This window comes from Parasphaerochaeta coccoides DSM 17374, from assembly GCF_000208385.1.
GTDB classification, from domain to species: Bacteria; Spirochaetota; Spirochaetia; order Sphaerochaetales; family Sphaerochaetaceae; genus Parasphaerochaeta; species Parasphaerochaeta coccoides.
The window spans coordinates 1,501,865-1,527,647 of the sequence record NC_015436.1; the positions used below are offsets into that span (position 1 = coordinate 1,501,865).

Consider the following 25,783-nt stretch of genomic DNA (forward strand, 5'->3'; position numbering starts at 1 on the left):
CATGACAAGGAGGGCATAGCCATGCTTGATGCCGGAATGCGCGCACCAGCGTTTTCCCTACAGGACGATGCTGGACAGCTCGTCACACTGGATGATTTGCTTGCCTATGACGCGAACATAGTCTTGTATGCCTATCCACGGGACAATACACCAGGATGCACCAAGGAAGCCTGTTCCTTTCGGGACAACTTCCACAGGCTACGTGCCTTGGGAGCCGTTGTAGTCGGAGTCAGTCCCGACATCCCGGAGAAACATGCTTCTTTCAAGAAAGCTCATGAACTGCCTTTCATCTTGCTGGGGGATCCGGAGAAAAAACTTCTGACGGCACTCGGCGCATGGGGAGAGAAAATACTATACGGGAAAAAGAGCATGGGAGTCATCCGCAGTACTTTCATCATTGACAGGAGCGGAACCATCGTGAAGGTCTGGAAAAAGGTCACGCCTGCCGACCACGGAGCCCATGTGGCGGAGTTCCTGGAGAAACGGAGTCTTGCATGAGAAAAATACTCTTTCCGGTCATGGCTGTGCTGGCATTGGCTATGAGTTGCGCCAGCTATACTGCTCATGAAGGATTCAGCCGCATACAGAAGTACAATCCGGTTCATCCGACCAACCTTGTTACCACCCGTCTGGCGGATATCCTCACGCAAGAGCCTGATATAGCAGCAATAGAAGGTGAAGACTCCATTGTTTCGTCTCCAGATTCTTCCATTCCTGTGGATGTTCCCATTGCAATGATGCCGCCCGTGACAATGAATTTCTCTGTGCCAGATCTTTCCAGGGAGAACCTGCCCTACTATCACCAGACAGGAGCTTCTCCCAAGACAATTGAGACACCCCTGACGCGTTTCACCGTCATCTTCATCCCTTTACCAGAAACCATGCCCACAGAGGAAATCCCTATGGTCGTGTCTTCGGTTGCTGACAGCATTTCAGACCTGGACGCGGACATCATCATCCTCTCCGGACAACCGGAAGCTTCCGCTCTCTTTGCCGAGGCAATAGGAAAATCGGCGGTCATCGCTCCCGAAGGAGCAGTCATCACCAGTTTTTCTATGACGTCGATCACTGACCATGGGGTGACCCTCACCCTGGCACCGGACAAGGACATAGAGCTGAGATGGAAAACCTTGAGCGACAACGGTGTCCTGCGTAGCATTGCCTCTGGTTCTTTGTCATGGCAGCAGACGGTGGTGGACGACGCACAGCAGAGGCTCGAACAGATTGAGGCAATCCTTGCCGATGTCAATGAAACGGCTCCTGTGATTTTCGCTCTCTCGGCGTATGAGCCATCCCACATCGACTGGACGCCTCTCTCGCCTCGGCCATGGAGAAAAGACATGGCATGGCCTCTTTCTACCACTATGGAGGAGAAAGAGTGGTTCGATGCTTATGCTATGACTCATTACAGCGGTGAGACCAACTCTGGCGCGACATGGTCTTTGGGAAGCGGAAACCCAATCGAGGAACGGATTGACTTCCTCTATGTCAAAAACATGATGAGCGTTGAGACATCAGTCCTGCACCCCGGTGTCCTTTCGGCTCAACCCTCTGAATCTGACAAGCCTGCCCGAATGGGTGTACTGGGAACATTTCTGCTTCCGTAAGCGATATCACCGAGATTAAAAAGAACGTCTCAGCCCAGCCTGTCCAAGTCGAACTCCGCCCCAATCGTCGGCATCGTCGTTCCCCATGATTCCAGCACGGCCGGATGAATCTCTCCGAATACACCGACCTCCCGGCCTTCGACCATGACCCGCGCGCACCGTCCTGCAAGAAACCGAGAATCCTCTGCCAGCTCGGCAAGGGCATAATCCTTGCCGAGGAAGTACATCAACGTCTTCACATAGGCCAAGGCATCATTGAACCCCGCATCATTGTCTGCGCTAAGGAAACCCAGGTGGTTTCTCGTCACCACCCCGGAGTTCTCGGACGGCTCCTTATATGCTACCTTCCCGACCTCGAAGATACGGTGAGGATAGACAGCATGCCCGCTGACACTCTCGCTTTCCAGCAAGGACGGCAGGATGGACGGACGGACAACTTCGTAATTCTCACTCATCGGATTGGCAATGAAAATGGCATCCTTACCACAGACATGCATGTTGTCGATGTATTCACGCCGCGAACCCAGATAATTGTAAATCATCTCCTGAAAACCCATGCCTACCATCAGCTCCTGAACCTTGCGTCCAAGAACCTCAGCAGGGGAAATCCGACCGACCGTGAAATCATCAGGCATTTCAGGGGCAAAGTTCTCCAGACCCCGGCCAATCATCACATCCTCCGCCACATCAACGGGATGGAGGAAATCATTGCGGTATTCAGGTACGGTCACATAGAGACAATCCTTCTCGAACACTGAGAACACTCCCATGTTCTTCAAAGCCTGTACGCTCTGCTCTCCCGTGAGCTTCTGTCCGAGGATGGCATGAACCGTCTCCAGCGGACAGGCTACCGGCTCCTGGAAATAGTACGGCACGGTAATCTCACGGCCAAAGGGCGTATCATAGGGATAGACCGCAGTCACCGGCAAGATGGCATAACCCATGTCCGCCAGGTCGCAGGCGATGATCGAAGCAGCCAGCAGGATATCTTCCAGACCAGTACCGGAGAACTCGAAGAACAACTCCTTGTCTCCCGTTTTCACCGCACCGATGCGGGCACTGTTAATCACAGGCGGAAAGCTCAACGGCTCATTCCGGTCATCATGAAGGAAAGGATAGACCGGCGCATCCTTGACAATGTAGCCATACTCCTTGCCTTTGGGATGAAGGGTACAAATCTCGCGGAGAGTATGCTTCTCCTCCATGCCCAAGGCAACAAAGGACGTTGCGTCGGGATCGGCGCCCCGGTAGTGAACCGGATACGTAATGATGTCATTGCGGTAGACGCCCATGGCAATGGAACGACGCTTGCGTCCAAAGTTCCAGCACAACTTCTCCTGACTCTGGATAAGCGCCTGTAGAATATCCTCATCAACAGTCACCCCGGTAGCGGCAAAACCGACGGAGTACGGGCGAACCCGCCTGGCACTCTCATCAATGACAAGCTTTCGCCCTCCATCGTCCATGGACACTTCGGAAGTAGAGAAGAAATCATACAGGACGGGATTATCTCCGCTTACGTATTGACGGAGCTGACGGGCAAGACCGGGCGCAGACCAGAGGTCGGGACGGTTGGTGTCGTTCAACTCAATCTTGTACAGGTCATTGGCTTCATCATGGCCGTCCAGCTCAGCCTTGGCTACGGGGAAATATTTTTCCAATTGCTCGTCGGCATATGTCCTGCCCATCAGGGAGAACAGGAGTTTTCCGGAAGTTTCAATCTTTGGCATCAGTTCCCTCTCCTTGTGCGGACGCTCTCAATGTCCGGTGTGAACAGCTCGCGGAGGTCATTCAACCCCAAGTGCATCAAGGCCATGCGGTCAATACCCAGCCCCCAGGCAAGCACCGGCACATCAATGCCCAGGGAGCGCGTCACTTCAGGACGGAAGATTCCACTGCCTCCCAGCTCAAACCATCCCAGGACAGGATGCTTGATATGCACCTCTATGGACGGTTCTGTGAACGGGAAATACCCCGGTACATACTTTACTTCCTCAGCACCGGCAATCTCCTCGGCGAACATCTTCAGGATGCCCAGGAGAGTACGCAGGTTCACATCCTTGCCCAGGACAATGCCCTCTGTCTGGTAGAAGTCCGCTCCATGGGTCGCATCGACCTGGTCATAGCGGAAGCACCGCACGATACCGAAATATTTGCCGGGAACCTTGGCATGAGGAAGCTGACGGGCGGATAGTACCGTCCCCTGACTTCTCATGACTTGGCGGCGGGTGAACTCATGGTCGAAGGTATAGCCCCATCCCCGGCTGCCAGTGTTTCCGCCATTCTCATGGACACGGGCGACATTCTCCAGCCAGGGCTGTTCGATTTCCCTGGCGTGGGAGGGATCCTTGATATAATAGACATCATGGATGTCACGGGCACTGTGGAACTGAGGCATGAACAGCGCATCACCATTCCAGAACTCATTCTCCACCAGCGAACCATCGAACTCCTCGAATCCGAGGGATGACAACTTGTCCTTGACCCAGCGCAGGTAGGCACTGTAAGGATTGGAACGGCCTGGTATCAGCCGAGCGACCGGAGCATTAAGGCTGTACGGACGGAAAGTACCAGTTTTCCAAGAGCCGGAACTCAACATGGCAGGGGTCAGGTTGCCAAGTTCCTCTCCCGTGATATGAGCCTCCTCCAGCGCATGCTTTGCTTTCTCTCCCTCGGCAGTGAGACGGTATACGACATCCTCCCGTTCCACGATGCGGAAGGGAGACTGAGCAGCTCCTCTTTTTTTGGCTATCTTCACCATGGCGTTCTTTTCAGCAGGAGTCAGCGTGGTTTCTTCAAGGATGCCAGTGGTCGAGGCTCTTTCCAAAAGGGAGGCCGTCACGGCAAGTTCATCGGGAAGCTGTGCATCAGTGACCAGTTCAGCCTCGTTGCTTTCATTCATCCGGGCAGCTTTGTTCTTGGAGAGCATGCCAAAGGCCGAGCCGACATCAGACTTCTCCAACCCAAGGCTGTCAGCCAGCGCGGGAAGCGTGGCAGAACCCTTTTCTTGCAAAAATGTAAAGATACGATGCGCAGGAGTTCCGTGCAGGCGCTGTTCCTGTCCCTGCTCTGTGATTTCATACAAAGTACGTGCCGTGCGGCTCGTTTCCGCCAGAAACCCTTTTGCGCTTAACCAGCTGAAAGCCTGGTTGCACTGTCCGGTCAGATATCCCAGCTCGGAGACAAGCCTATCGACAGTGATATCCTCACCCATGCCGACATGCCGCAACAGCTTGACCTCAAGCGGATGCAGGTTCTTTACATCAATATCCATGAATTTCCTACTCCTGTGCGGACGCAACCCTCCATCCCCATGGGGCAGGCGCGTCGCGGAAGTATTGTATAAGGAACAGGGAAAAATTGAAAGCCACCGTCACCTATGAAAGGCGCGACTGAAGAACAGACTACAAGATAAACAGAACAGGAATGTCACACCACGGTATGGAGCAAATCGAGGACTTTTCCGGTCAAGGATGCGACATCATCCTCCGTCAGACGATAATCCATCATTTTCTTCGTGTCGGGCGTGATATCCGGAACCATGAAATCCTTGATTGCCGCATTGATGCACAGAACCGGAGGTTTACCTGCCCAGGCGGTCAAATCGGCTTCAACCTTGGCATTTCCCTCTCCCATCCCGTTTATAGAAAGGAAACAGTACGGCAGAGGATGTTTCTTCAAATACTCCAGATAAACACGGAGGGGAGATAGTGGTTTGCCCATCCAGACAGGAGAGCAGAGAATCAGGAAACCGTACTCTTCCGCTATTTCAGGGAGAGGCGTCACACGGGGAACGCGTCCCAGCAGGAGATCGAGCATCAGAGCTGGCATGGACTTGCGCCGGGGAAGTATTCGTTCATGACGCGCACCCAATTCCTCCGCTACGCGGTGAGCCAGGGCATCATTGTTCCCCGAATGGGAAAATGACAGGATCAGAATATCCTTGCCTTCCATAGCTATGCCTCCTGAGGGAACGTGATTCCCCATTTCTCGCGCACCTTGTCCATGATTTCCATGACAAAAATTATTTCCTCATGGGGCATCTCAGGACATTCCACCTGTCCTTTTTCCAACGCATTCCGGCATGCAATGACCTCATACTCGTATCCGCTAATCTGCGGAGGAACCTCATGGGACGCCATACAGACATGGTTCTTGTCGAACACACGAATCACTTCGGGATTGTTGATGTTCCGCACTTCTATATAACCTTTGGAACCAAAAATCATGCCCCGCCTGTCAGTAGCGGCATCCATGTTGAAATGCAAGTCGGCCATCCTGCCGTCCGCATACGTCAGGGTCATGTTCCCCCGTGCATCCACCCCTGCTGTGGTTTTCACACAGGATGAAGATATGTCCACTATGTCGCGACCAAAGACCATCAGGGCAAAGTTGAGGGGATAGACACCCAAATCCAAAAGAGAGCCGCCAGCCAAAGCCAGTTCCCGCAACCTTTCCACATGCCCTACCGGATAGCCGAGATTGGCGGTCAGGGATGTGACAGTCCCGATGACCCCGCTGGACACCAGTCCGTTGATGATAGAACAGGACGGCATGTACCGTGTCCAGATTGCCTCCGCGAGCAGCACGGAATTTTCCTTTGCTACACAGACCATTTCACGTGCCTGATCCGCATTAATGGAAAAAGCCTTCTCACAAAGAACAGCCTTGCCCTTCTTCATGGCCATGATGGCATGGTCGTGATGATGGGAATGCGGGGTGGCGATGTAGACAAGATCAACCTTCGGATCATCGAGCATTTTTTCATAGGAACCGTATGAACGGGCAAAGCCGAACTCACGGGCAAAGCCTTCCGCTTTTGCGCCATCACGGGAAGCGACGGCATATGCTTCCACCCCTTCCATCCTGATGACAGTGGCAGCCATCTTGCGGGCAATGCCTCCTGCGCCCAAAATAGCGAATCTCATGTTTCTCCTCCCGGCGGAATTACCGGAGTTTTCTACCGGAGTTCCGGCTTGCTCCTTCTTCCTTTCCGCTTTGCTTCACCTTGTTGGATGATGTTCTGCCAGATGTTGTTTCGTCAGATGCCATTCTACCATGGAACGTGCTTTTTCCACGATTTTTTCCACCGATGGAATGATAGCCGCCTCCAATCCGGGAGAAAAGGGTACGGGCATGTCGAGACCACAGAGTCTTTCCACCGGAGCCGCAAGATGCATGAATGTGTCCAGGTCACCGGCAATGCAGGCAACAATCTCCCCGCCGTATCCCCCATGGAGCGGAGCGTCATGGACGACCAACGCCCTGCGGGTACGACGTACCGACGCGCGAATAGCATCCTCATCCAAAGGAACCAAGGTACGTAAGTCTATTACTTCCGCCTCAATGCCTTCATCCGCCAGACGGGTGGCAGCCTCCAAACAGGTATGAACCGCCCGGCTGTAAGAAACCAAGGTGATGTCACTGCCGGGGCGTCGTACTGCCGCCTTGCCCAACGGTTCCACCATCCTGCCCTGACTTACCTCTCCCTCCATGTCATAGAGCATGCGATGCTCCAAAAAGACTACCGGCCCATTGTCCGCAATTGAGGAAGAAAGCAGGACACACGCATCTTTTACGGTCGCCGGGGCTACGACTTTCAGACCGGGAATGTTGACGAACATAGCCTCAAGACTCTGGGTATGCTGGGCGCCATGCCCGCTGCCTGATCCGACAGGGGTACGAATCACTAGCGGACAGGGCAGCTGTCCCCCACTCATGAAATATGACTTGGCCGCATGGTTGATCACCGGATCACTCGCAAGAGTCATGAAATCACCATACATGATTTCCACCACCGGTCTAAGTCCGAACATGGCTGCTCCGGCGGCGACTCCGGTGAAGCCTTCCTCGGAAACAGGTGTTTCCAGGATGCGGTCATGGTCATGACTGTCCCACAGTCCGTTGGTCACTTTGAAGCATCCTCCATAGAGGCCTATGTCCTCCCCCATCAGGAACATCTCCGGACACGCCTTCATACAGCGGGATAACGCCTCACGCAACGCTTCCCGGTAGGTCGTGACATGTGACAGCTCAATGTCCGGCCATTTCTTACCCGACGGCGGAGCAAATACCATAGCCTGCGCTTCTTCAACTGGCAGAACATCATGGGCGTCAGCTTCGGCTTTTTCCGCCGCATCATCCACCATCTTTCTTTCTCTGTCCATCAAGACTGTCCATTCGTCCATATCGAAACGCTCCAAGGCTATCAACTCATCCCGAAGGCGGAGAATGGGATCTTGCTCAGCCCAGAGAGCTTCTTCCTCACGGCTCCGGTAGCGTCTCCTGTCATTGCGGGAATGGCCTGCTATCCGGTACGTCACCGCCTCAATCAAAACCGGACCTTCTCCAGAACGGGCGCGGGAAGCGGCATCTCTCACCGCGTGGAACACATCGCTGACATCGTTGCCATCAATAGTACAGGAAGGAATGCCATACGCGGCACCACGGGAAGCAATCGAGGGAGCTGACACAGCCGAAGCGACCGGAGCGCTCATCCCATACTGGTTGTTCTCACAGAGGAAAATCACTGGCAGTTTCCACAAGGATGCCAGGTTCATGGTTTCATGGATGACACCCCGGCTGCTTGCTCCGTCCCCAAAGAAAGCGACCGTCACGTTCTTCTGACCCAGACGCTTCATTGCCAAGGCGGCGCCAGTGGCCAAAGCAACACCGCTGCCTACGACAGCCGAACCGCCAGGATTGCCATGGGCAAGGTCGGTCATGTGCATGGAGCCGCCAAGTCCCTTGCTCAGTCCATGGACGGAGCCGAACATCTCGGAGAACATGGCATAGGGAGACGCCCCACGGGCGATGGTATGCCCGTGACAACGATGGGTCGGTACAATCCAGTCCCCATCGGACAAAGCAAGGGCGACGCCCACTTGCACCGCCTCTTGTCCAGACGAAAGATGAGTTGTCCCGTGGAGATGACCTTCAGCAAAAAGGTTGTCGAGTTTTTCTTCAAAGAGGCGCGAGCGCACCATCACTGTCAGGGCATGAGTACCCTGCTGAATCATGAATGTGTTGTCTTTCATGTCTGCTCCTGAACAAAATGTCCGGTTTTGTCCGTTCCTGCCGCCCAAGCGACGGAGCCTTGGCGCATCATCTTCTGTACATTATCTTCTGTACATCATCCGTGGCGCGCAAGCACTGAATCAATGAAACCTATGAACAGTGTATGGTAATCTTTGGTGGGATAGAACCCTTCCACTGTATCTTTCAAGACGAAATTGGCAGGGACAAAAGGCATCGCCGCCGCTTTGGTGCAGGAAAACACCAGATTCGCCTGTGCGAAAGTCACCCTTTCAGAACCATCCGGAGCGTCAATCACCACGGGCTCCAATCCTGTTTCATGCGCTTTGTCGCTGTCCCGTCCCGAATGGGAGCCGCACCATGCCAATGCTCCGGCCATTTCAGGACCGAAGAAAGAACCGGTGAAACCATTTTCCCTATCCATGAAGATATGGGTATGACGTTGGGGTCGGATGAAGCAGAAAAAGACAGGGCGAGCCCAGAGGATGCCCATGCCGCCCCAGGATGCCGTCATGGTGTTCCATGACTCTCCCGTACCCGCCGTTATCAGATAACCGCCATCTTCGCCAATGGTGGTGAACGGGTTCAACTCGATATTGTGAAAATCGATTTCCTGAAACATGTTCCTCCCCTGGACGCGGCATATGCGATTCCCGGCCTTCCCATGCATGGACGACATCCACATGGAAAACCGCCGGTGCGACAGGCCGCCGTCCTTCTCTTGTCAGTATAGATGCAAAGTCCGGCATATGCCAACAACCATGGTCAATATGGCCATGATATTTCCTGTGCTCATTGGGGGAAAGAATTAAATACAGTCAATACTTTTCCATTTTTATCAATGAGGGAAAAATTGGAATAGTGGTCGATGTACAATCACCCAAGCCCGACATTCCTTGACAGAGGCGTCCTTACCTGTTATTCCTTACCTGTCCGGAGCGGGACTTTCCTGATTCCCGTTCCCGCGCCCTGGAGGAACATGCGCTCATCCCTTGCCATACCACCCTTGACCCCCGACCTGATTCAGGTACTCATTGACGCGGACAGCATCCGCCGCAGGGTTGACGACCTTGCACGCCAAATCAGCCGGGACTATGCCGACAGCCCCCAGCCTGTAATCCTTGTCGGTGTCCTGAAAGGCTCCTTCATCTTCCTTGCTGACATATGCAGACGCCTTGACATCCCCCATGTGGTCGATTTCATCGCCCTGTCCAGCTACGGCCTGGCAGGTTCCGAACAAAGCGGCAATGTCCGCATGCTGATGGACACGCGGGAGAACATGGAAGGACGCGACGTACTCATCGTCGAGGATATATTGGACAGCGGACATACCCTTGATTACCTGATACGCAACTTCACGGCACGTAAACCACGGTCGGTGAAGACAGCCGTCCTTCTTGACAAGCCGGACAGACATGTCATCCCCGTGAAGGTTGATTACCTGGGCTTTGGTATTCCCGACGTGTGGGTGGTCGGTTATGGCTTGGATTACGCGGAAAAATACCGCACCCTTCCCTATATCGCGGAAATGCGTCCCGTCACCGCCTGATGAGAAAACACCATTGGAAAGCCGGAACCGGCAAGGAGAAGTTATGAAGCAGGAAAGACAACCATTGTACGTGACCTACCAGGATGTCCACCGCCTGATAAAAAAGCTCGCGGGACAGGTCAACGCATCGGGCTTTGTTCCTGATGTCATCGTGGCAATCGGCAGCGGCGGCTTCATCCCTGCCCGCATCCTCAAGTCATTCGTGAACCGTCCTATCTACGCGGTAGGAATATCCTACTACGGAGTCGCGGATCAACACAGGAACAAACCCTCCAAGATACAATGGATAGATGAGGTCAGGCAGAACCTGCATGACAAGAAAATACTCCTTATCGATGAAGTGGATGACTCCCGCGCCACCCTTGGCTACTGCATTGGCGAACTGCTTGAATACAATCCGAAGGAAATTGCCGTCCTTGTCCTCCATAACAAGGAAAAACAGAAGGATGTGGAATTCCCCGCGGAAATCACCAGATATTTTGCAGGGGCGCAGGTTGAGGACATATGGATAAAATATCCATGGGATGCCATGGACATAGATGAACATGATGCGCTCGCCCACAGTCAGACGACTCGCCATGACGCAAAAGCCACAAGCACGCAAGGAGCGACCAGATGAGCATATCGGCAGTTGTCGGCGCCCAATGGGGCGATGAAGGAAAAGGACGGATAGTGGATTACCTTGCCCAGGAAGCGGATGTCGTAGTCCGCTATCAGGGCGGTGACAACGCCGGTCATACGGTAATCAACGACAAAGGAAAGTTCGCGCTCCACATCATTCCTTCCGGAATCTTCAATCCAGCGACAATAAACATCGTCGGAGCGGGTACCGTGGTCAATTTCGACACCATGGCGACCGAACTTGCGGCGCTTGAAGAAAAAGGCGTCGATACCACGAATCTCTACATCGACCAACGGGCGCACCTGATTCTGCCTTTCCATTGCCTGCTCGATGGCGCGGAAGAAGCCTCCCGTTCATCCTCATGGCAAATTGGCACGACCAAGAGAGGCATAGGACCCTGCTATAGTGATAAAGCCTCCCGCAAGGGAATCCGAGCTATGGACATCATGGATGAGACCCGTCTTCGCACACGCCTTGAAATGCTTTTGCCAGGAAAGAACCGCGAACTGGCGTATTTCGGACTACCCGAAGTCACCGTGGATGAAATCATGAACCTTGCTTCTGCATGGCGCATCCGTTTCGGCCATCGCATAACCGACAGCGTGAGCATCCTCCGCAAGGCGGTCAAGCAAGATAAAGCCATCCTCATGGAAGGACAGCTTGGTGTGATGCGTGACCTCGATTGGGGCATCTATCCCTATACGACGAGCAGCAACCCCACCTCCGGCGGCACATGCAGCGGCGCGGGTATCTCCCCGCGTCTCATAGGCCGTGTCATTGGCGTGGTGAAAGCGTACTCGACCAGTGTCGGCGGCGGGCCATTCCCCACTGAGTTGAAGGATGAGACCGGTGACAAGCTCCGTGCAATTGGCGGAGAATATGGAGCGACTACCGGTCGTCCCCGACGTTGCGGCTGGTTTGATGGAGTCGCGGCCGACTATTCCTCATGGATCAACGGTTTCACTGACATAGCAATCACCAAGCTGGATGTCCTTGATACTTTCGAGACGCTGAAAATCTGCACTGGCTACATGGTTGACGGCAAGGTCGTCACCGAATTGCCGGAGACCGGCGGCCAAGAAAAAGCGGAGCCAATCTACGAGGAACTGCCCGGCTGGCTTGTTCCGACCACCGGAGCCCGCGCATGGGAGGATCTGCCTCCAAACGCCCAGGCATATATCCAGAGAATTGAAAGCCTTTCCGGTGCGCGAGCCTCGTATGTCTCCGTTGGCCCAGAAAGAGACCAAATCATTGTAAGATAACACTTTATTAACATTTAAAATAAAAATGCGCCTTTCTTGCGAGAAAAGCGCGTTTTTTTTATAAAGGTGCTTGACGCAAAAGCAAAAATAACGAAATATTCGCTCACAAACCTATCAAGAGAAAGGCGGGTATGCACATGAAACCATGCACCACTTTCATACATCCTATCATCTCCCTGACCGCTTTGGCATACAAGGGAACTCTTCCGGTTTGATATTCACATCCATCTCCATCCCCGTATACAGAACCATACTATCCTTGGGTACTGCCTTTGACATGACCCAAACGGATGATATCCGATACAGCATATAAGGAGGTTACGCCGTGCGCAAACCTGCCAGAACCACTTTCACAAGGATCTGCATCATCTTCCTCGTAAGTCTGCTCGTCCTTTTCGCCACCGCTTGTGGAGGATCTTCATCCTCTAAGGATTCCGCGACATCCCGGTCAGCGGAAAAAACCCTGTACATTTACAACTGGTCCTATTATACCCCGGATTCCGTGATTGAGGCATTCGAGAAGGAATTTGGTGTGGATGTCGTGCTGGACTATTATGCGTCCAACGAAGAGATGTTCGCCAAGCTGATGGCTGGCGGCCAAGGCTATGACCTGATCCTTCCATCGGGTGATTATGTCTCCATCATGAAGAACCTGAACATGCTCCTGCCCCTGGATCACAGCAAGCTTCCCAACCTTGTCCATGTCGGGGAGCTGGTGCGTTCCAAGGCGACCTATGATCCGGCAATGGAATATTCCGTACCCTACTACATGGGCGCTGCCGGCGTCGCGGTCAACACTGACTTTGTGAAGGGCTATGCGAAATCATGGGACATCTTCGCCGACTCCCACTATGCCAACCGCATGTCGATGCTCGATGACATGCGCGAGGTTCTGGGGGACGCCCTGGCATCGTTGGGCTATTCGGTCAACACAAAGGACGCTGCGGAACTGGAGCAGGCCCGCGCTCTGGTCAACGCGAAATGGAAGCCGAACCTGGTGAAGTTCGATGCCGAGGGCTTTGCCAAGAGCTTCTCCGCAGGCGAGTTCTGGATCATCCAGGGATATGCGGAAGCCATCTTCGAAGAATTGCCGGAGAACATGTGGAGCAAGGTTGACTTCTTCCTGCCAGAGGAAGGCGGCCCCATGTACATTGACTCCTTTGTTATTCCCAAGGGAGCCAAGAATATCAACCTGGCTCATGAATTCATCAACTTCATCCACAAGCCGGAAATCTATGCGCAGTTCCTTGACCGTTTCCACTTCCCTGCATCGGTGAATCCTGACGCAGAGCAGTTCCGTACCACGGTGCCCTTCTACACGACCGAAGAAATGGTTGACTACGAACAAAAGGCCGACCTGGGGGATTACCTACAGGAGTACAACCGGGCATGGGAGACGATCCGGTACATTGAATAGATTCCTGTCTTTTCCCTATTTAACGGAAGGGGTTGTCGCAAAAATTTGCGGCAACCTCTTTTTTATGGTCTCCATTTTTACTCATACACGTTTAAACTGAAACTCAGGTGACAATATCCGCATCTTTAGATGCGTATCACCCAAAAGTATTATATGCTTTTTTGTCAAAATCATACTTTCGGGTAATTGAAACTCATTACCGCTATGCCATACGTTAAGCCGTCATTTCATTATTTTTTGATGAATGATCTTTGGTTTTTCATGGAGGAAGGTAAAAAGTGAGAAAAAATGGGATTGTTTTTGCAAGCATCCTCTTGGTGCTTTTCGTCTTTGTTTCATGCGACAGCAAAGTATGTGTTTCACATTCCAACGAAGTACGCTTCACCTCAGAGATAGGGCGCAAGGCCACGGCTGATTGTGAACGATGTGGACAACACAAGTATTACCGACAGGTAAAAGGAGAGGAACGAAGGCAGCGCCTTAGTTCCGGTGATTCCGAATGGCAAGCCAATGATGCTGTCGGCATCTACATGCTGGAACATGGTACTGGCACGGCAGCTACTGCCGCCCCAGAACGTGCAAACAGACACTACACGGCTGACACGGCCTTCCAGACTTCCGGCTTCACTCCTGCTGATAATGCCAACACCTTGAAGTGGGACGACATCTCCAATCCTCCCACTACACACTTCGACTTCATCGCCTACTATCCTTACGTGTCTCCCATCGCCAATACCACGGCTCTGCCCATAAATGTCTATCCGGGTTCCGGGGAACAGGATACCGGAAAGGCTGACTTCCTGTGGGGACGCACCGACAATGTACAGAACAATACATCAACGGTACGGCTGAAACTTGACCACGCTCTTTCCCGTCTGCTGGTCAACATCAAGCCGAGCACGACTGTTGACGCCACAGCTATCAATGATGCTACCAGTGGATTTACTGCTACGGTCAAAGGTTTGAACACGAAAACCGCAATCAACCTGAATGACGGAACCTTGGATGCTGCCAGCGTCATTGAGTCTATTGTCATGAAGGACATTTCCGCCGATACGCTTACCGCCACGGAAAGAGCCGCGGGAAAGCGCCAGTTTGAAGGTGTGTTGATACCTACGGCTCACTCCACTGCTTTATTGAATGCCCTGGACCTGGAGTTTGTCCTGACTGATGGTAGTGGCACTGATACTGCATACACATGGAAAGCGACGTCCGTAGCGGACAAAGATAAACACCTGATTCACTTTGACGCGGGCAAACAGCATATCTACACCATGACACTGAATGCGAGTGACGGCACCGTCGGCAAAATCGAAATTGGAATCGAGGACTGGGACACCGGTGACGGCGGGAACTGGGGTGCAATCAAGGAATACAAGGAATACCACGTCTCTTTTGATGGCAACGGAGCCACGAGTGGAGACGTACCGAAATGGATACAGTGTTATGCGGGCAACACAGTCATAGTGCCGGGTCCCGGAACGCTGAGGAAGAATGGTAAATATTCTTTCGATGGATGGGATACGGCTTCTAACGGCACGGGAGTCCGGTATGCCGCCAACTCCTCCTTCATCATGCCCGCCCATGACATGACGCTCCATGCAATCTGGCGAATGGAGGGAGGAGTCAAGTCTGTCTCCGCTGGACAGTATCACACGATGATCCTGAAGAATGACGACACACTCTGGGGAACCGGAAGCAACGGTTCTGGAGAAGTGGGTACCGGCACCATAAACCTCATAAAGACGCCTGTGAAGGTCATGAGTAATATCGCGGCTGTCTCGGCTGGAGACGAACACACGATAATCATGCAGAATGACGGTTCAGTCTTTGCGACAGGGAACAACACATATGGTCAATTGGGTGACGGTACCAAGATCCAGAGAAGAACGCCCGTGAAAATCACATCAATGGGTCGTGATGCCACGGCTGTCTTCTCCAAATCAAATCATACGATGATCCTGAAGAAAGATGGCACGCTCTGGGCGACAGGACTCAACACATATGGTCAACTGGGTGACGGCACCAAGACAAACAGAAGCACGCCCGCGAAGGTCATGAGTGCTGTCGTGGCCGTCTCCACCGGAAACAATCACACGATGATTCTGAAGAAGGACGGCACGCTCTGGGGGATAGGAAACAACTTAACTGGACAATTAGGTGACGGAACCAAAACAACCGCATACACACCTGTGAAGGTCATGGGAAATGTCGCTGCCGTCTCCGCCGGAAACAATCATACGATGATCCTGAAGAAGGACGGTACGCTCTGGGCGACAGGAAGCAACGCGGAGGGACAACTGGGTAACGTCGGCATTGCGACCGTCACAAGCACGCCAGTACAGGTCATGAGGGATGTCGCTGCCGTCTCCGCTGGATCCCAAAACACGATGATCCTGAAGAATGACGGGACGCTCTGGGCGACAGGACTCAACGATCGTGGACAACTGGGTGACGGCACCAAGACAAACAAAACTACGCCCGTGAAAGTCATGACAAATGTCGCGGCTGTCTCCGCCGGAAACAATCACACAATGATTCTGAAGAAGGACGGCACGCTCTGGGGGACTGGAAGCAACGCAAACGGGCAATTGGGTGACGGCACTACGACAGACAGAAGTAGGCCTGTACAAATCATCTTTTGATAGAAGACAGGGGACAAATACCGACGCACACGCCGACCGATTAACAAATCGTTCCGTCGCGTCGGCCACTTCCTCCTGTCCATCATGCTCGGAGGCCATTCGCATGGGGAGTATCCTCCAGCTCCTGTCCATGCCTGCCCGTCCCATGATATACTGCCCGCAACTCATCCTCACGGAGGCAATCAATGTCCACCTATTCCCATGATACGTTCATTTCACCCTTCACCTGGCGGTATGGTTCGTCCGCCATGCGGGAAATCTGGTCGGAGATTCACAAGCGCACGTTGCAGAGACGCCTCTGGATAGCCCTTGCCCGCGCTCAGGAGACTGCCGGAATCGTCACGGCGGCACAAGTCAAGGAACTTGAAACACACAAAGATGACATTGACATAGACGAAGCATCCCGCATTGAAGCGGAAATCCATCACGACCTGATGGCCGAAATCAAAGTCTTTGCCTCCCAGTGTCCCACCGCGGGAAGTATCATCCACCTGGGCGCGACAAGCATGGACGTGCTGGACAACGTGGACGCTGTCCGCATCAAAGAAAGCTTGGACATCATAGAAGCAAAACTCATGTCTCTCATGGGCGCATTCGTCACAAAAATGGAAACCACTGCCGCAATCCCCTGCATGGCATTCACCCACATCCAGCCAGCTGAACCCACCACAATTGGTTACCGCCTTGCCCAGACAGCCCAGGACCTCATGGACGACCTTGAAGACCTGAGACATGTCCGTTCCACAATCAGAGGAAAAGGAATGAAGGGAGCCGTAGGAACCGCGGCAAGCTATGCCGAGCTGCTCAAGGGAACCGGAGTCTCCCCCTGGCAGATGGAAACGGCGGTAATGAAGGAAATGGGAATACAGGCATTCGATGCCGCGACCCAAATTTACAGCCGTACACAGGATGTCAGGGTCATCAACCTCCTGGCGACAATCGCCGCATCCCTGTACAAGTTCTCCCTTGATTTCCGCCTGCTCCAAAGCCCTCCCATAGGAGAATGGAGTGAGCCGTTCGCCGCCAAACAGGTTGGTTCATCCGCAATGCCCTTCAAGCGCAATCCCATACACAACGAAAAGATTGACAGCCTCTGCCGCTATGTATCCGGACTCCCCGCCGTGGCATGGCAGAATGCCGCGCATACCATGCTGGAACGAACCCTTGACGACAGCGCAAACCGCCGCATTCTTCTTCCCGAAGCATTTCTTGCAACGGATGAAGCATTATCCACTGCCGCAAAGGTCGTCAGCGGCATGAATCTTCATGAAGCGGGAATTTCACGGAACCTTGCCTCTTACGGCGTGTTCTCCGCCACCGAACGAGTATTGATGGAACTGGGACGCAGGGGCGCAGACAGGCAGGAAATGCATGAAGTGATCAGAGAACATTCCCTCAGAGCCTGGGCAGATGTCCAGAACGGACGAGAGAATACCCTGGCCGAATCCCTTGCCACGGCACCAGAAATCGCTGGCTACATGGAACCGGAAGAAGTCCAGGGACTGATGGTGGCGGATTCCTATGTCGGGGACGCTCCGGAAAGAACCTGGATGGTCATAGCACGGATACGGAAAGCCATTTCCTGATTTCCCTGCCCAATCACTTTCTGTTTCGCCGTCGGCTTGTCATCGCTCCGCCTGGGATTCATGATTTATAGAAAACTGACCAACTTCCCTCCTGCGGCAAACAGGAGATAATAAATTCCCATACGGGGTATTCTCGTCAACATAGCTGTCAACGCGGAGAGATGCGGCACTTTCAGTACACCAGCAAGCAGGCATATGGCGGAGAACGGGATAGGCAACAAGCCGCTCAGAGCCACTGCCCATGCTCCATAACGCTTTGCCAGACGATTCACCTTGTCCGGGATTGAATCAATCATCCTGCGGACAAACGGTACTTTGTCAAAAAGACGACCTATCCAGTATCCGCAGTACCCACCTACTGCCGATGCCAGTCCCATGAACATCATGACACGTACTATGGTCCATCGGGATTGAACAATGAAGGGAAAAAGGATGTCGGCGCTCACCGGAGCCATGACCATACCATCAATGGCGGCAACCAACGCGACACCCCATGAGCCCATGGTAGTGCTGATGTTGTGAGCGAACTGTTCAAAATGCCGCGTAGTGACATACATGATTGCCAGATAGAACAGGATAAAAATCAGGACAAGGACTGCTCCCCTGCGCACGATAAAAACCCAGTTCAATTCCCCTTCCGTTGAAATGAAATCATCAAAGGTGAATTTCTTGAAGAAAGCAGCAATCTTTTCTTTTTTGCTTGTAATCATTGGTTTTTCGGTGTCTTCATTCCTGTACTCACTATTCTGGTCATCACCCATATCTCATCCTCTATCTGATTTGTTTTTCTTCATGAAGTTCAGAAAATCTTCTATCAAACGAACAGCTGGCACAGGCGCGATGCCTTGCCACAGAGGGCTTTTCCCGCCGCCCTTTGCTCCCAAAGGAAGCAAGACTTCTGTACGGATTGTCTCAAAATTACATGCGGCATCCTTCAACGCAATGCACCATGCCGTCTTTCCCTCTGTTTCACGGGTTGCGCAGAGGATGATGGAGCCACAGGCTGGTATGGCCGCTGCCACGTGTTTCAACTCCATGAAAGACGCCGCGGGCACGTCCCAGGTCACGACAGGCGTCCCGCCGTATGTGTCGGGAGTGGAGGCTGCCTTTGCCAGCAGATGAAGGAACGCGGCTTCCTCCATGGCCTGTTCCGCCTGATGACGGCTCTGCATCGCGGAAACTTGCAGGGCTGTCACGGAGGAAACAATATCTTCCGGAGGGGCGGATAGCACGGTGGTCAATTCCCCTATGATGGCCCGTGCCTGACGTTCGGTTTCCAGGACAGAATCTCCGGTGAGCCATTTCATACGCACATGAGAGCGTACCGACTCGGAACCAGCATATCGCACGGCACGGACTTCCCCGGTTCTTGCCACATGGACGCCTCCGCATGCCATCAGGTCGATGCCTTCGATGGACACAATGCGGACATCCCCCTCGACCTTGATGGAACGACGCAGACCAAGGCGCGTGGCTTCCGCATGGCTCACTTCACGGCTGATGACAGGAATATCACGGTGTATTGCGCAGGTTACAGCTTCCTCCAGGATGATGATTGTTTCCATGGGAATATCGGAACGGTCAGTCTCAATGGTCAGCCCCTCCGCTCCCTGATGAACGGAGAGCGTGCCGATACCGAAAAGCGTATGTGCCAAACCACTGATCATATGTTGGGCAGTATGCATCTGCATGTAGGCGTACCGATGTCCCCAGTCAAGCTCAAGCGTGACATCATCACCCGGAACCAAGGATGTCTCTTTATCAAGGATATGCAGGATGCGGGAAGCCTCATCTGTGATGGTGGCAACAACCTGGACAGTGAGGGAATCACCTTTGTCGATGCCGCGCTTTCTGATGATGCCCCTGTCGCCGGGCTGACCACCTCCTTCGGGGTAGAAAATAGTACAATCCAGTACGAGGGCAGGTTGATTCTTCCATGAATCCACGGCTGCTACATGCGCCGTCAGGCTACGGGAGTATGGAAGGATATGGAAGAAATCTTTGTTCATCATATCAGAACTGTAAGTCAATTCAGGCATATGAAACAAGAGCGTCACAAAAAATTAACAGTCTTTCCACCTTTGGTGAAAAAAGCCAGAAGCTGATACCGGAAAACCGAACCTGAGAGATTTTCTTCCGAGCAACGCATGAAGCATTGCGCAAGAAGTATCGATGGGAACGGACTTGTCCAAGCCCGCTGTTCTCATTATCTTCTCTGTGAGAGGAGACAGTCATGGCACGTATAAAATCCGCGTTGGAAATAGCCTTGGAACGCACCAAGGACATAGAAATTGACGCCGAGAAGATTTCCCGCGACCGACTCATTACGGAAGGCAGACGCCTGTCAGGAGGTTTCCTGTCCGATATCACCAGGAAGTCCGAGGATTTCCTGTCCGCATATGAAGCCTATCCCTCATCTGCCAAAGCCGCGGTCAGGGAAGGCGTACTCACCACCCTGCTGTCAAATATCTCCTTGCCCCAGGCCGACCAACATGACGCCTCCGCGGACAGGTTGAGAACCCTCATAGTAGCTCTGGCAGGCGAGAAGCCTGAAGCCATGGGACTTTTTGACCAGATTATCGGCTTCTACAACCAGTACATCACTGTCCAGAAAGAACTCCTTGATCGCCTCAAGCAACAGTACCAACCGACCCTTGAACAGAGACAGGCAGCGATGCGCAAGCAGTACGGTTCCAATTTCACCTTGAAAGCAGAACAGGATCCGGACTTCATCAAACTGCTGGAGCGCAACTACAAGCAACTGGACGCACAGTACGGACAGGCACTCGACCAAGCAAAAACCCAGCTTAAGGAACTTCTCGGCTGAGCCTTCTATTGGTCACTCTGTCACTCTACGGAAGGAAGGTCAGAAATAGATTCCCAGACTGCGATACCCACTATAGACAGTGCTGCCTGGAACGCCATCAAAGTTGAACGCAAAGCCGATGTAGGGCACGGCGTACAAAGTAGGCGCGGAGATGGCAACATCCTTTCCTAAACTGTTTTCCCTGAGCGTGAGCAAGGTGCATTGCGCCGCGACACCAAGGACTATACCTATGCTCCTGCGGTTGAGCTGGGGAGAGTACAGGGCATACCGGATACCCCCCTCCATGGCAAAGCCCAGATTCAGGGAACTGGCATCATCACTAATGGGTAGACTGGCAATGGTCATGCCGAAGCCTCCTCCCAGGAACGCATCGGCTTCAGGAGCAAGATAGAACGAATACAGCGGACCGCCGGAGAACATCATGAACACACCGAGGTTTTCTTGTGTTGACACGGAAAACAAGATGTCATTGCGCACAAAATAGCCCCAGCCGTACTGACGTCCGAAGCCTTGGGCGGAAAGACTCAGTCCCCACCCATCAAGCCGGGAATCCTCGCCGATGGCAGGATCCACATTAGTTTTCAGGCGCGGGCCGTATCCTGCGCCCACAATGGACCAAAACTCGTAGACGTCAAAAGAGGACGCGGGTTCGGGCAGAGTGGAAGCTGCCATGGTACCTGAAAAAAGCAATAACAGGAAAAGCAAGATTACGACATGTTTTCTTTTCATATACACTGACCCTCCATGGAAGTTTATCCATATAGCTTGATTATCCGTGTAAATTCTGCTAAGGTCAATTCACTTCAAAGCATCATGGTGCCGTACCCAAGCGGTAAGGGAAAGGTCTGCAAAACCTTCATTCAGCGGTTCGAATCCGCTCGGCACCTTACTTTCCATGCTCCGTATCCGTCAGAACTTCTATCAGAACCTATACATCACACCGAGCGATGATGTAAAAACTGAAAACACGGTCAATAAAGGATTATACTCAACCTTCATGCCTTGCGTGCCGTCGGCATTGTCACGTGGGAAGAAAACAATGACCGGCACGTCCACATTTATGAAAACAGACCAGTTCCCGGTATTAGTAAAAAATTCCGGACGCACTTTCAAACCAGCGGTACCCATGAAAGTTCCGTCTTTTATATGAGTCAATGCCCAGGCTCCCGCGCCGATTTTTAGGCGGAAATTATCCCCGAAATCAAAGGGTATGGTTGCATCAAGAGAAAAAACGGGTGCGGCGTTGAACACCTCAGTGTCTTCACTGCTTTCCGACATGTTCGCAAACGCCTTAATGCCAAACGGATAGCCAACACCAGGAGTCAGGGAAATCGGACCAACAGGAATATCAGCCACAATCCCGGTGACAAAGACTCCAAACTGGACTCCAACACCAAAGTCCTGAGCCATGACAGGTGTGACACAGGCGACAAGCAATACCACTGCAATCGCAAAAATCATCTTCATCTTTTTCATAAGCAACCCTTATAATATATAATTAAGAAAATCAAGACCGCTAAAAGCAGGACGCGGGATTTCTCCAGCCTCATCATCATAAAGAGTATCCGACTCTCCCCATGATAGTCTTCAAAGCATGAAAGGACGTGTCAGCAGGGATGGGGATGACGGACTTCGTCCTTTTCAGGATGAGACTGTCTTGGGTTGCCTCGACACTATGGAGGCCGGCATTCATTCGGGCATTCTCATAGGCTGTGAACGCAATCGCAGACATCCATGAACGATTTTCCCCTGGCTCAAGGGTGAAAAAGGTTGGCACTCCATCACACTGCCCTTGCACGACTGCCTGCGCAAGGCCGCTATCCTTATGATAGACCCCCATGCCGCAGACAATTTCTCCGGAAAGACCGGTTCCTCCGTCGTACAGAGCATAGGGGGTGCGTTGAAAACCACCATAGTTGAAACCAAAATGGGTGTAGTCAGCCGGAACATGACCCTCCCCCCTGTACGCCGGGCCGGGAGCAAAAACGACATACGCCATCTGTTGACGGGGATTGACCGCCACAGTCCAGGAAAGAGGCGCATCCCGTGGAACCAGACCGCTGATGAAGTCAGCAGTACCGGTCATACCGGAAAAGACGGACATATCAACCGTGTCTCCCCCAAAACCGGGAGCCTGCTTCAACTTTTCGAAAACAGCTCCTGGTTGAAGCCGCCGCTGTATGGAAGGCAGTTCCTGATACTCGGATACATACCAATGCGAAGCCACGGAACTGATGTAGCTGTCGCTTTCAAGGAAAGGCGCTCCGAGCAAACTTTGGAACGAAGCCTCGGCCTGAAGCGGAGAAGAACCGGTATTGGTCATGATGTATCCGCTGTACAAGACAGGATGGAAGGGAAGCATCACATCCACCTTGCGGATGCGCCACTGGTTTCCATCTTCTTTATTCCTTAACGTGGACAGAAGCCAGACTCCTCCAAATTCCGGATCGGTCCCATACCTCTCGACCATCCAGTACCCACGGGATGAAGCTCCATCGTAAGGATGCAGAACATCTCCGACACGAGAAGTCATGCCGACATTGGGGAAACTGAAATATCCTCCGGCACGATGATAAAGAAGTTGTTCATCGCGCCAGAAATCATGGTTGTCATCATTGTAGACCGACATGCCATGACCATGATACCACGGGACTCCATGAGCATTGAGACGACCACCAAGACGGTTCGGGGCGCTGAACTCCAAAATCATCCCGCCTTGATCCTCAATGACGGCATGGACGGCATCATTGCTCAGGACGCTGGCGGTGCGACCGGCCCACAAAGAAAGACGGCGGATATCCATTGCCTACCCCTTGATTACAGGATTGCCAAGGACATCCGCGCCAATGGAGGCATAGGAGGCTTCAGTCAAGGACATAGACCACGTAAACGGTAGCGGAAATCTCTATTTCTCCCGTAGGAAGCTCGACAGGGGCGTATGCGTCAGCACTTGCCATCATGGGCATTGCGGTCTTAAGCTCCAGTGATTCGTTCCGAAGGAAATTCGTAGAACTGTTGGTTTCACTGATCCGCAGGGCGCGTCCTACGCTCCGTCCGGCCCCCGCTGCGTAATCAGAGGCTTTGGACAGGGCATCACCCATCGCCTTGGCGCGAGCATCGGAAAGCGCGGCTTCTTCATCATCGCGTCCGAACCGGACGGATGAAATCTCAATGGCATCAATCCGTCCCAGGGCAGCAAGCAATCCGCCCAAGCCATCACTGTCTTCCGCCAAGCGGTAGGTCACTGAAATCCTCTGGGAAGCACGCTGGCCAACGGTAACGCGGATATTGTCCCGCCATTCATATTCAGGCCCCATATCCAGAGCCGTCGTCACTATGTCCTTCTCCAACACCCCGGCATTCTTCACCAGCGTGAGAATCTGACCCATCTTCTCAATGACCACGTCCTGAGCCTCTGCGGAAGTCGGCGCACGGTGGGTGACTCCCACAGTGAAACTAGCTACATCAGGAGCAACCTTGACCACCGCCGTCCCCGATACCTCGATGGTCGATGTAGCGGAAGCGTTGACGTTTCCCTGCAAGGATGAACAACCGGCAAGAACGACAATGGCAAGTACAGCAAACGCCACCACGCTTATTTTCCGCATAGTGATTTTCCGAATAGTACGGATATCTTTCATTTTTCTTTTCTCCTTATCTTCATAAACCATTGAAATCTTCTGAAGTTACTCAGCTCAAGAGTCCGGGACGATGAAATGTCGCGCGTAGAAAGAACCCCAGCGCCATCATCATGATTCCGTTTCCGTAAAGACTGTTGCCCATGTCACGCACGACATCAGAAACCGGTACGGAAATGATATCAATCTGCTCATTCATGTCAAGTTGTTGGGGAACCACTTTCCCCTCGAACCCTTCCATGAGAAAGAAATTTGAATAATTGTTCATGAAAGCCGCATTGGGGTTCACCCTCCCCAACAGACTGACCGTCATGACATCTATGCCGGTTTCTTCCCGAAGTTCACGACGCGCGGCAGCTTCAGGAGATTCATTCTTCTCCACTACTCCCGCCGGGAACTCCCTGGTCACCGTCCCGCTGCCATGGCGGAACTGTTCCACCATGACAAAATGCGGAACTCCTTTCTCATCTCGGTACCAAGGCAACATGGTCACCCACTCCGGCGCGGCTACTTCAATGAAAGAAGAACAGCGTCCATCCGAAGAATGTCGTTTCACATGGTATACATCAAAAATAGGACCTTTCCACGCCAGTTCCCGTCCTTCGGTTTCCCAGACAAGGTGCGCCGTCATGTCTTTGCCGACACCATCTTCATGCGTATCCTCCATTGCGGTTTTCCTCCTGTGTACGTTTGTCCGCCTCATCAGCTTCCGCCTTTACTTTCTTAGCCTCCGCTTCAATCATCTCCAGGTAATCATCCTCCAGAGCATCAATGTAGGAAGCTATCTCACGAAGCGCCACGGCACTGGGGCCAGCGGCAGGTTCTGATACCCATGATGTTCCCGCGTCTTCCGCCTCCCTGAGTTCAACTTCAATAGGAACCCGTCCCAGGAAAGGAACGGACATATCCTGTGCCATCAGTTTTCCGCCGCCTATGCCGAAAATCGGTATCTCATGGCTGCAATGAGGACAGCGCAGACCACTCATGTTCTCAACGACCCCCAGGATGGGGACTCCAAGCCTCCGTGAGAAAGTGACGCTCTTGCGGGAGTCGGCGACCGCGACAGCCTGAGCCGTAGTGACGATGATGCTCCCGGTCAAACCGGGCAGATTCTGGATGACGGCAAGAGGTTCATCTCCCGTACCCGGCGGCGTATCAATCAGCAGATAGTCCAGATTTCCCCACTCCACGTCCGCCAGGAACTGCTTGATGGCGGCCAGTTTCATCGGCCCGCGCCAGACGACAGGAGCGTCAGAATCAGAGAGCGCGAAGGACAAGCTCACGACTTTCAAACCCGGACGTGGTTCGACAGGAAAAAGACTGGTTCCATCCTCGGTTTCCATGAGACGGCCTTCCACGCCGAACATCTTTGCTACATTGGGCCCGTGGAGGTCGGTATCCAGGACTCCGACCTTCCGTCCTGCGTCAACCAAGGCATTGGCAAGATTGACAGTGACAGTTGTCTTGCCCACTCCTCCCTTACCGCTCATCACCAGTATCTTGCGGCGAATCCGATCCATGCGTTCCTTGATTTTCTTCATCTGCGTGATTTGAGCTTCAAAATCCATGTATTCACCTGCCACACCGCACCTCCC

23 protein-coding genes and 1 tRNA gene are annotated in these 25,783 nt (G+C 52.9%); 10 read left to right on the forward strand and 14 right to left on the reverse strand.

Annotation, left to right across the window (positions count from 1 at the left end):
- The first annotated feature begins 21 nt into the window (after positions 1-21).
- Together SPICO_RS06585 and SPICO_RS06590 are read left to right on the forward strand one after the other, a co-directional pair.
- The gene (locus tag SPICO_RS06585) at positions 22-498 is read left to right on the forward strand and encodes a peroxiredoxin (RefSeq protein WP_013739889.1); all 477 of its coding nucleotides are present in this window, start codon (positions 22-24) and stop codon (positions 496-498) included.
- Positions 495-1,607: a hypothetical protein gene (locus tag SPICO_RS06590; protein ID WP_013739890.1), complete on the forward strand. Its 1,113-nt coding sequence runs from the start codon at positions 495-497 to the stop codon at positions 1,605-1,607. The genes SPICO_RS06585 and SPICO_RS06590 overlap by 4 nt, the downstream gene beginning before the upstream one ends.
- 29 nt (positions 1,608-1,636) lie before the next feature.
- Here the strand turns inward: SPICO_RS06590 and pheT are convergent, their stop codons facing one another.
- The 6 genes from pheT to SPICO_RS06620 form a co-directional block, all read right to left on the reverse strand.
- Entirely contained in the window at positions 1,637-3,337 is a 1,701-nt protein-coding gene (gene pheT, locus SPICO_RS06595; RefSeq protein ID WP_013739891.1) for a phenylalanine--tRNA ligase subunit beta, read from the reverse strand.
- Positions 3,337-4,881 (reverse strand): phenylalanine--tRNA ligase subunit alpha, encoded by a 1,545-nt coding sequence (gene pheS, locus SPICO_RS06600; RefSeq protein WP_013739892.1) that lies wholly within the window; start codon positions 4,879-4,881, stop codon positions 3,337-3,339. Before pheS ends, pheT begins: the two co-directional genes overlap by 1 nt.
- A gap of 155 nt (positions 4,882-5,036) precedes the next feature.
- A complete protein-coding gene (locus tag SPICO_RS06605; RefSeq protein WP_013739893.1) occupies positions 5,037-5,561 on the reverse strand; it encodes a flavodoxin family protein in 525 nt (174 codons plus the stop codon).
- Positions 5,562-5,563: 2 nt separating this feature from the next.
- Entirely contained in the window at positions 5,564-6,535 is a 972-nt protein-coding gene (locus SPICO_RS06610) for a Gfo/Idh/MocA family protein (RefSeq protein WP_013739894.1), read from the reverse strand.
- A gap of 75 nt (positions 6,536-6,610) precedes the next feature.
- Positions 6,611-8,644, reverse strand: coding sequence for an alpha-ketoacid dehydrogenase subunit alpha/beta (locus tag SPICO_RS06615; RefSeq protein WP_013739895.1), 2,034 nt, complete (start codon positions 8,642-8,644; stop codon positions 6,611-6,613).
- A gap of 95 nt (positions 8,645-8,739) precedes the next feature.
- Entirely contained in the window at positions 8,740-9,264 is a 525-nt protein-coding gene (locus SPICO_RS06620; protein ID WP_041395791.1) for a flavin reductase, read from the reverse strand.
- A gap of 246 nt (positions 9,265-9,510) precedes the next feature.
- Here SPICO_RS06620 and hpt point away from each other — a divergent pair, with 246 nt between their 5' ends.
- From hpt to purB, 6 genes are all read left to right on the forward strand, one after another.
- Complete coding sequence (hpt, locus tag SPICO_RS06625; protein WP_013739897.1) at positions 9,511-10,191, forward strand: hypoxanthine phosphoribosyltransferase; 681 nt, start codon at positions 9,511-9,513, stop codon at positions 10,189-10,191.
- 43 nt (positions 10,192-10,234) lie between these two features.
- Positions 10,235-10,810 carry a phosphoribosyltransferase gene (locus tag SPICO_RS06630; protein ID WP_013739898.1) on the forward strand — a complete coding sequence of 192 codons (576 nt, stop codon included), beginning with the start codon at positions 10,235-10,237 and terminating at the stop codon, positions 10,808-10,810.
- Positions 10,807-12,075, forward strand: coding sequence for an adenylosuccinate synthase (locus SPICO_RS06635; RefSeq protein ID WP_013739899.1), 1,269 nt, complete (start codon positions 10,807-10,809; stop codon positions 12,073-12,075). Before SPICO_RS06630 ends, SPICO_RS06635 begins: the two co-directional genes overlap by 4 nt.
- 325 nt (positions 12,076-12,400) lie before the next feature.
- Entirely contained in the window at positions 12,401-13,492 is a 1,092-nt protein-coding gene (locus tag SPICO_RS06640) for an extracellular solute-binding protein (protein WP_013739900.1), read from the forward strand.
- Between the two features lie 278 nt (positions 13,493-13,770).
- On the forward strand, positions 13,771-16,137 hold the full coding sequence (locus SPICO_RS10160) for an RCC1 domain-containing protein (RefSeq protein ID WP_013739901.1): 2,367 nt from the start codon (positions 13,771-13,773) through the stop codon (positions 16,135-16,137).
- Between the two features lie 185 nt (positions 16,138-16,322).
- Complete coding sequence (purB, locus tag SPICO_RS06650) at positions 16,323-17,723, forward strand: adenylosuccinate lyase (RefSeq protein ID WP_013739902.1); 1,401 nt, start codon at positions 16,323-16,325, stop codon at positions 17,721-17,723.
- A gap of 65 nt (positions 17,724-17,788) precedes the next feature.
- On the opposite strand, the gene SPICO_RS09875 is transcribed toward purB, so the two are convergent.
- Both SPICO_RS09875 and SPICO_RS06660 read right to left on the reverse strand, forming a co-directional pair.
- Entirely contained in the window at positions 17,789-18,484 is a 696-nt protein-coding gene (locus SPICO_RS09875) for a YqaA family protein (RefSeq protein WP_013739903.1), read from the reverse strand.
- A 3-nt stretch (positions 18,485-18,487) separates the two neighbouring features.
- The gene (locus tag SPICO_RS06660) at positions 18,488-19,735 is read right to left on the reverse strand and encodes an alanyl-tRNA editing protein (protein WP_169310069.1); all 1,248 of its coding nucleotides are present in this window, start codon (positions 19,733-19,735) and stop codon (positions 18,488-18,490) included.
- A gap of 221 nt (positions 19,736-19,956) precedes the next feature.
- On the opposite strand from SPICO_RS06660, the gene SPICO_RS06665 reads away from it, so the two are divergent.
- Entirely contained in the window at positions 19,957-20,550 is a 594-nt protein-coding gene (locus tag SPICO_RS06665) for a DUF6657 family protein (RefSeq protein ID WP_013739905.1), read from the forward strand.
- A 39-nt stretch (positions 20,551-20,589) separates the two neighbouring features.
- On the opposite strand, the gene SPICO_RS06670 is transcribed toward SPICO_RS06665, so the two are convergent.
- A complete protein-coding gene (locus SPICO_RS06670) occupies positions 20,590-21,279 on the reverse strand; it encodes a hypothetical protein (RefSeq protein ID WP_013739906.1) in 690 nt (229 codons plus the stop codon).
- An 86-nt stretch (positions 21,280-21,365) separates the two neighbouring features.
- Between SPICO_RS06670 and SPICO_RS06675 the strand changes: the two genes are divergently transcribed.
- Positions 21,366-21,437 (forward strand) — tRNA-Cys (locus tag SPICO_RS06675).
- A gap of 34 nt (positions 21,438-21,471) precedes the next feature.
- Here the strand turns inward: SPICO_RS06675 and SPICO_RS06680 are convergent.
- The 5 genes from SPICO_RS06680 to SPICO_RS06700 form a co-directional block, all read right to left on the reverse strand.
- The gene (locus SPICO_RS06680) at positions 21,472-22,026 is read right to left on the reverse strand and encodes a hypothetical protein (protein WP_013739907.1); all 555 of its coding nucleotides are present in this window, start codon (positions 22,024-22,026) and stop codon (positions 21,472-21,474) included.
- 76 nt (positions 22,027-22,102) lie between these two features.
- Positions 22,103-23,353, reverse strand: coding sequence for a hypothetical protein (locus tag SPICO_RS06685; protein WP_013739908.1), 1,251 nt, complete (start codon positions 23,351-23,353; stop codon positions 22,103-22,105).
- A 61-nt stretch (positions 23,354-23,414) separates the two neighbouring features.
- On the reverse strand, positions 23,415-24,191 hold the full coding sequence (locus SPICO_RS06690) for an SIMPL domain-containing protein (RefSeq protein WP_013739909.1): 777 nt from the start codon (positions 24,189-24,191) through the stop codon (positions 23,415-23,417).
- Positions 24,192-24,240: 49 nt separating this feature from the next.
- Complete coding sequence (locus SPICO_RS06695; RefSeq protein WP_013739910.1) at positions 24,241-24,855, reverse strand: NUDIX hydrolase; 615 nt, start codon at positions 24,853-24,855, stop codon at positions 24,241-24,243.
- Positions 24,839-25,771, reverse strand: a complete 933-nt coding sequence (locus SPICO_RS06700) for an Mrp/NBP35 family ATP-binding protein (RefSeq protein ID WP_013739911.1) — start codon at positions 25,769-25,771, stop codon at positions 24,839-24,841. Before SPICO_RS06700 ends, SPICO_RS06695 begins: the two co-directional genes overlap by 17 nt.
- Positions 25,772-25,783 lie beyond the last annotated feature (12 nt).

Coding starts and splice junctions, on each gene's coding strand:
- SPICO_RS06585 (WP_013739889.1), top strand. CDS start 22: ATGCTTGATGCCGGAATGCGCGCACCAGCGTTTTCCCTACAGGACGAT.
- SPICO_RS06590 (WP_013739890.1), top strand. CDS start 495: ATGAGAAAAATACTCTTTCCGGTCATGGCTGTGCTGGCATTGGCTATG.
- pheT (WP_013739891.1), bottom strand. CDS start 3,337: ATGCCAAAGATTGAAACTTCCGGAAAACTCCTGTTCTCCCTGATGGGC.
- pheS (WP_013739892.1), bottom strand. CDS start 4,881: ATGGATATTGATGTAAAGAACCTGCATCCGCTTGAGGTCAAGCTGTTG.
- SPICO_RS06605 (WP_013739893.1), bottom strand. CDS start 5,561: ATGGAAGGCAAGGATATTCTGATCCTGTCATTTTCCCATTCGGGGAAC.
- SPICO_RS06610 (WP_013739894.1), bottom strand. CDS start 6,535: ATGAGATTCGCTATTTTGGGCGCAGGAGGCATTGCCCGCAAGATGGCT.
- SPICO_RS06615 (WP_013739895.1), bottom strand. CDS start 8,644: ATGAAAGACAACACATTCATGATTCAGCAGGGTACTCATGCCCTGACA.
- SPICO_RS06620 (WP_041395791.1), bottom strand. CDS start 9,264: ATGTTTCAGGAAATCGATTTTCACAATATCGAGTTGAACCCGTTCACC.
- hpt (WP_013739897.1), top strand. CDS start 9,511: ATGTACAATCACCCAAGCCCGACATTCCTTGACAGAGGCGTCCTTACC.
- SPICO_RS06630 (WP_013739898.1), top strand. CDS start 10,235: ATGAAGCAGGAAAGACAACCATTGTACGTGACCTACCAGGATGTCCAC.
- SPICO_RS06635 (WP_013739899.1), top strand. CDS start 10,807: ATGAGCATATCGGCAGTTGTCGGCGCCCAATGGGGCGATGAAGGAAAA.
- purB (WP_013739902.1), top strand. CDS start 16,323: ATGTCCACCTATTCCCATGATACGTTCATTTCACCCTTCACCTGGCGG.
- SPICO_RS09875 (WP_013739903.1), bottom strand. CDS start 18,484: ATGGGTGATGACCAGAATAGTGAGTACAGGAATGAAGACACCGAAAAA.
- SPICO_RS06660 (WP_169310069.1), bottom strand. CDS start 19,735: ATGATGAACAAAGATTTCTTCCATATCCTTCCATACTCCCGTAGCCTG.
- SPICO_RS06665 (WP_013739905.1), top strand. CDS start 19,957: ATGGCACGTATAAAATCCGCGTTGGAAATAGCCTTGGAACGCACCAAG.
- SPICO_RS06670 (WP_013739906.1), bottom strand. CDS start 21,279: ATGAAAAGAAAACATGTCGTAATCTTGCTTTTCCTGTTATTGCTTTTT.
- SPICO_RS06680 (WP_013739907.1), bottom strand. CDS start 22,026: ATGAAAAAGATGAAGATGATTTTTGCGATTGCAGTGGTATTGCTTGTC.
- SPICO_RS06685 (WP_013739908.1), bottom strand. CDS start 23,353: ATGGATATCCGCCGTCTTTCTTTGTGGGCCGGTCGCACCGCCAGCGTC.
- SPICO_RS06690 (WP_013739909.1), bottom strand. CDS start 24,191: ATGAAAGATATCCGTACTATTCGGAAAATCACTATGCGGAAAATAAGC.
- SPICO_RS06695 (WP_013739910.1), bottom strand. CDS start 24,855: ATGGAGGATACGCATGAAGATGGTGTCGGCAAAGACATGACGGCGCAC.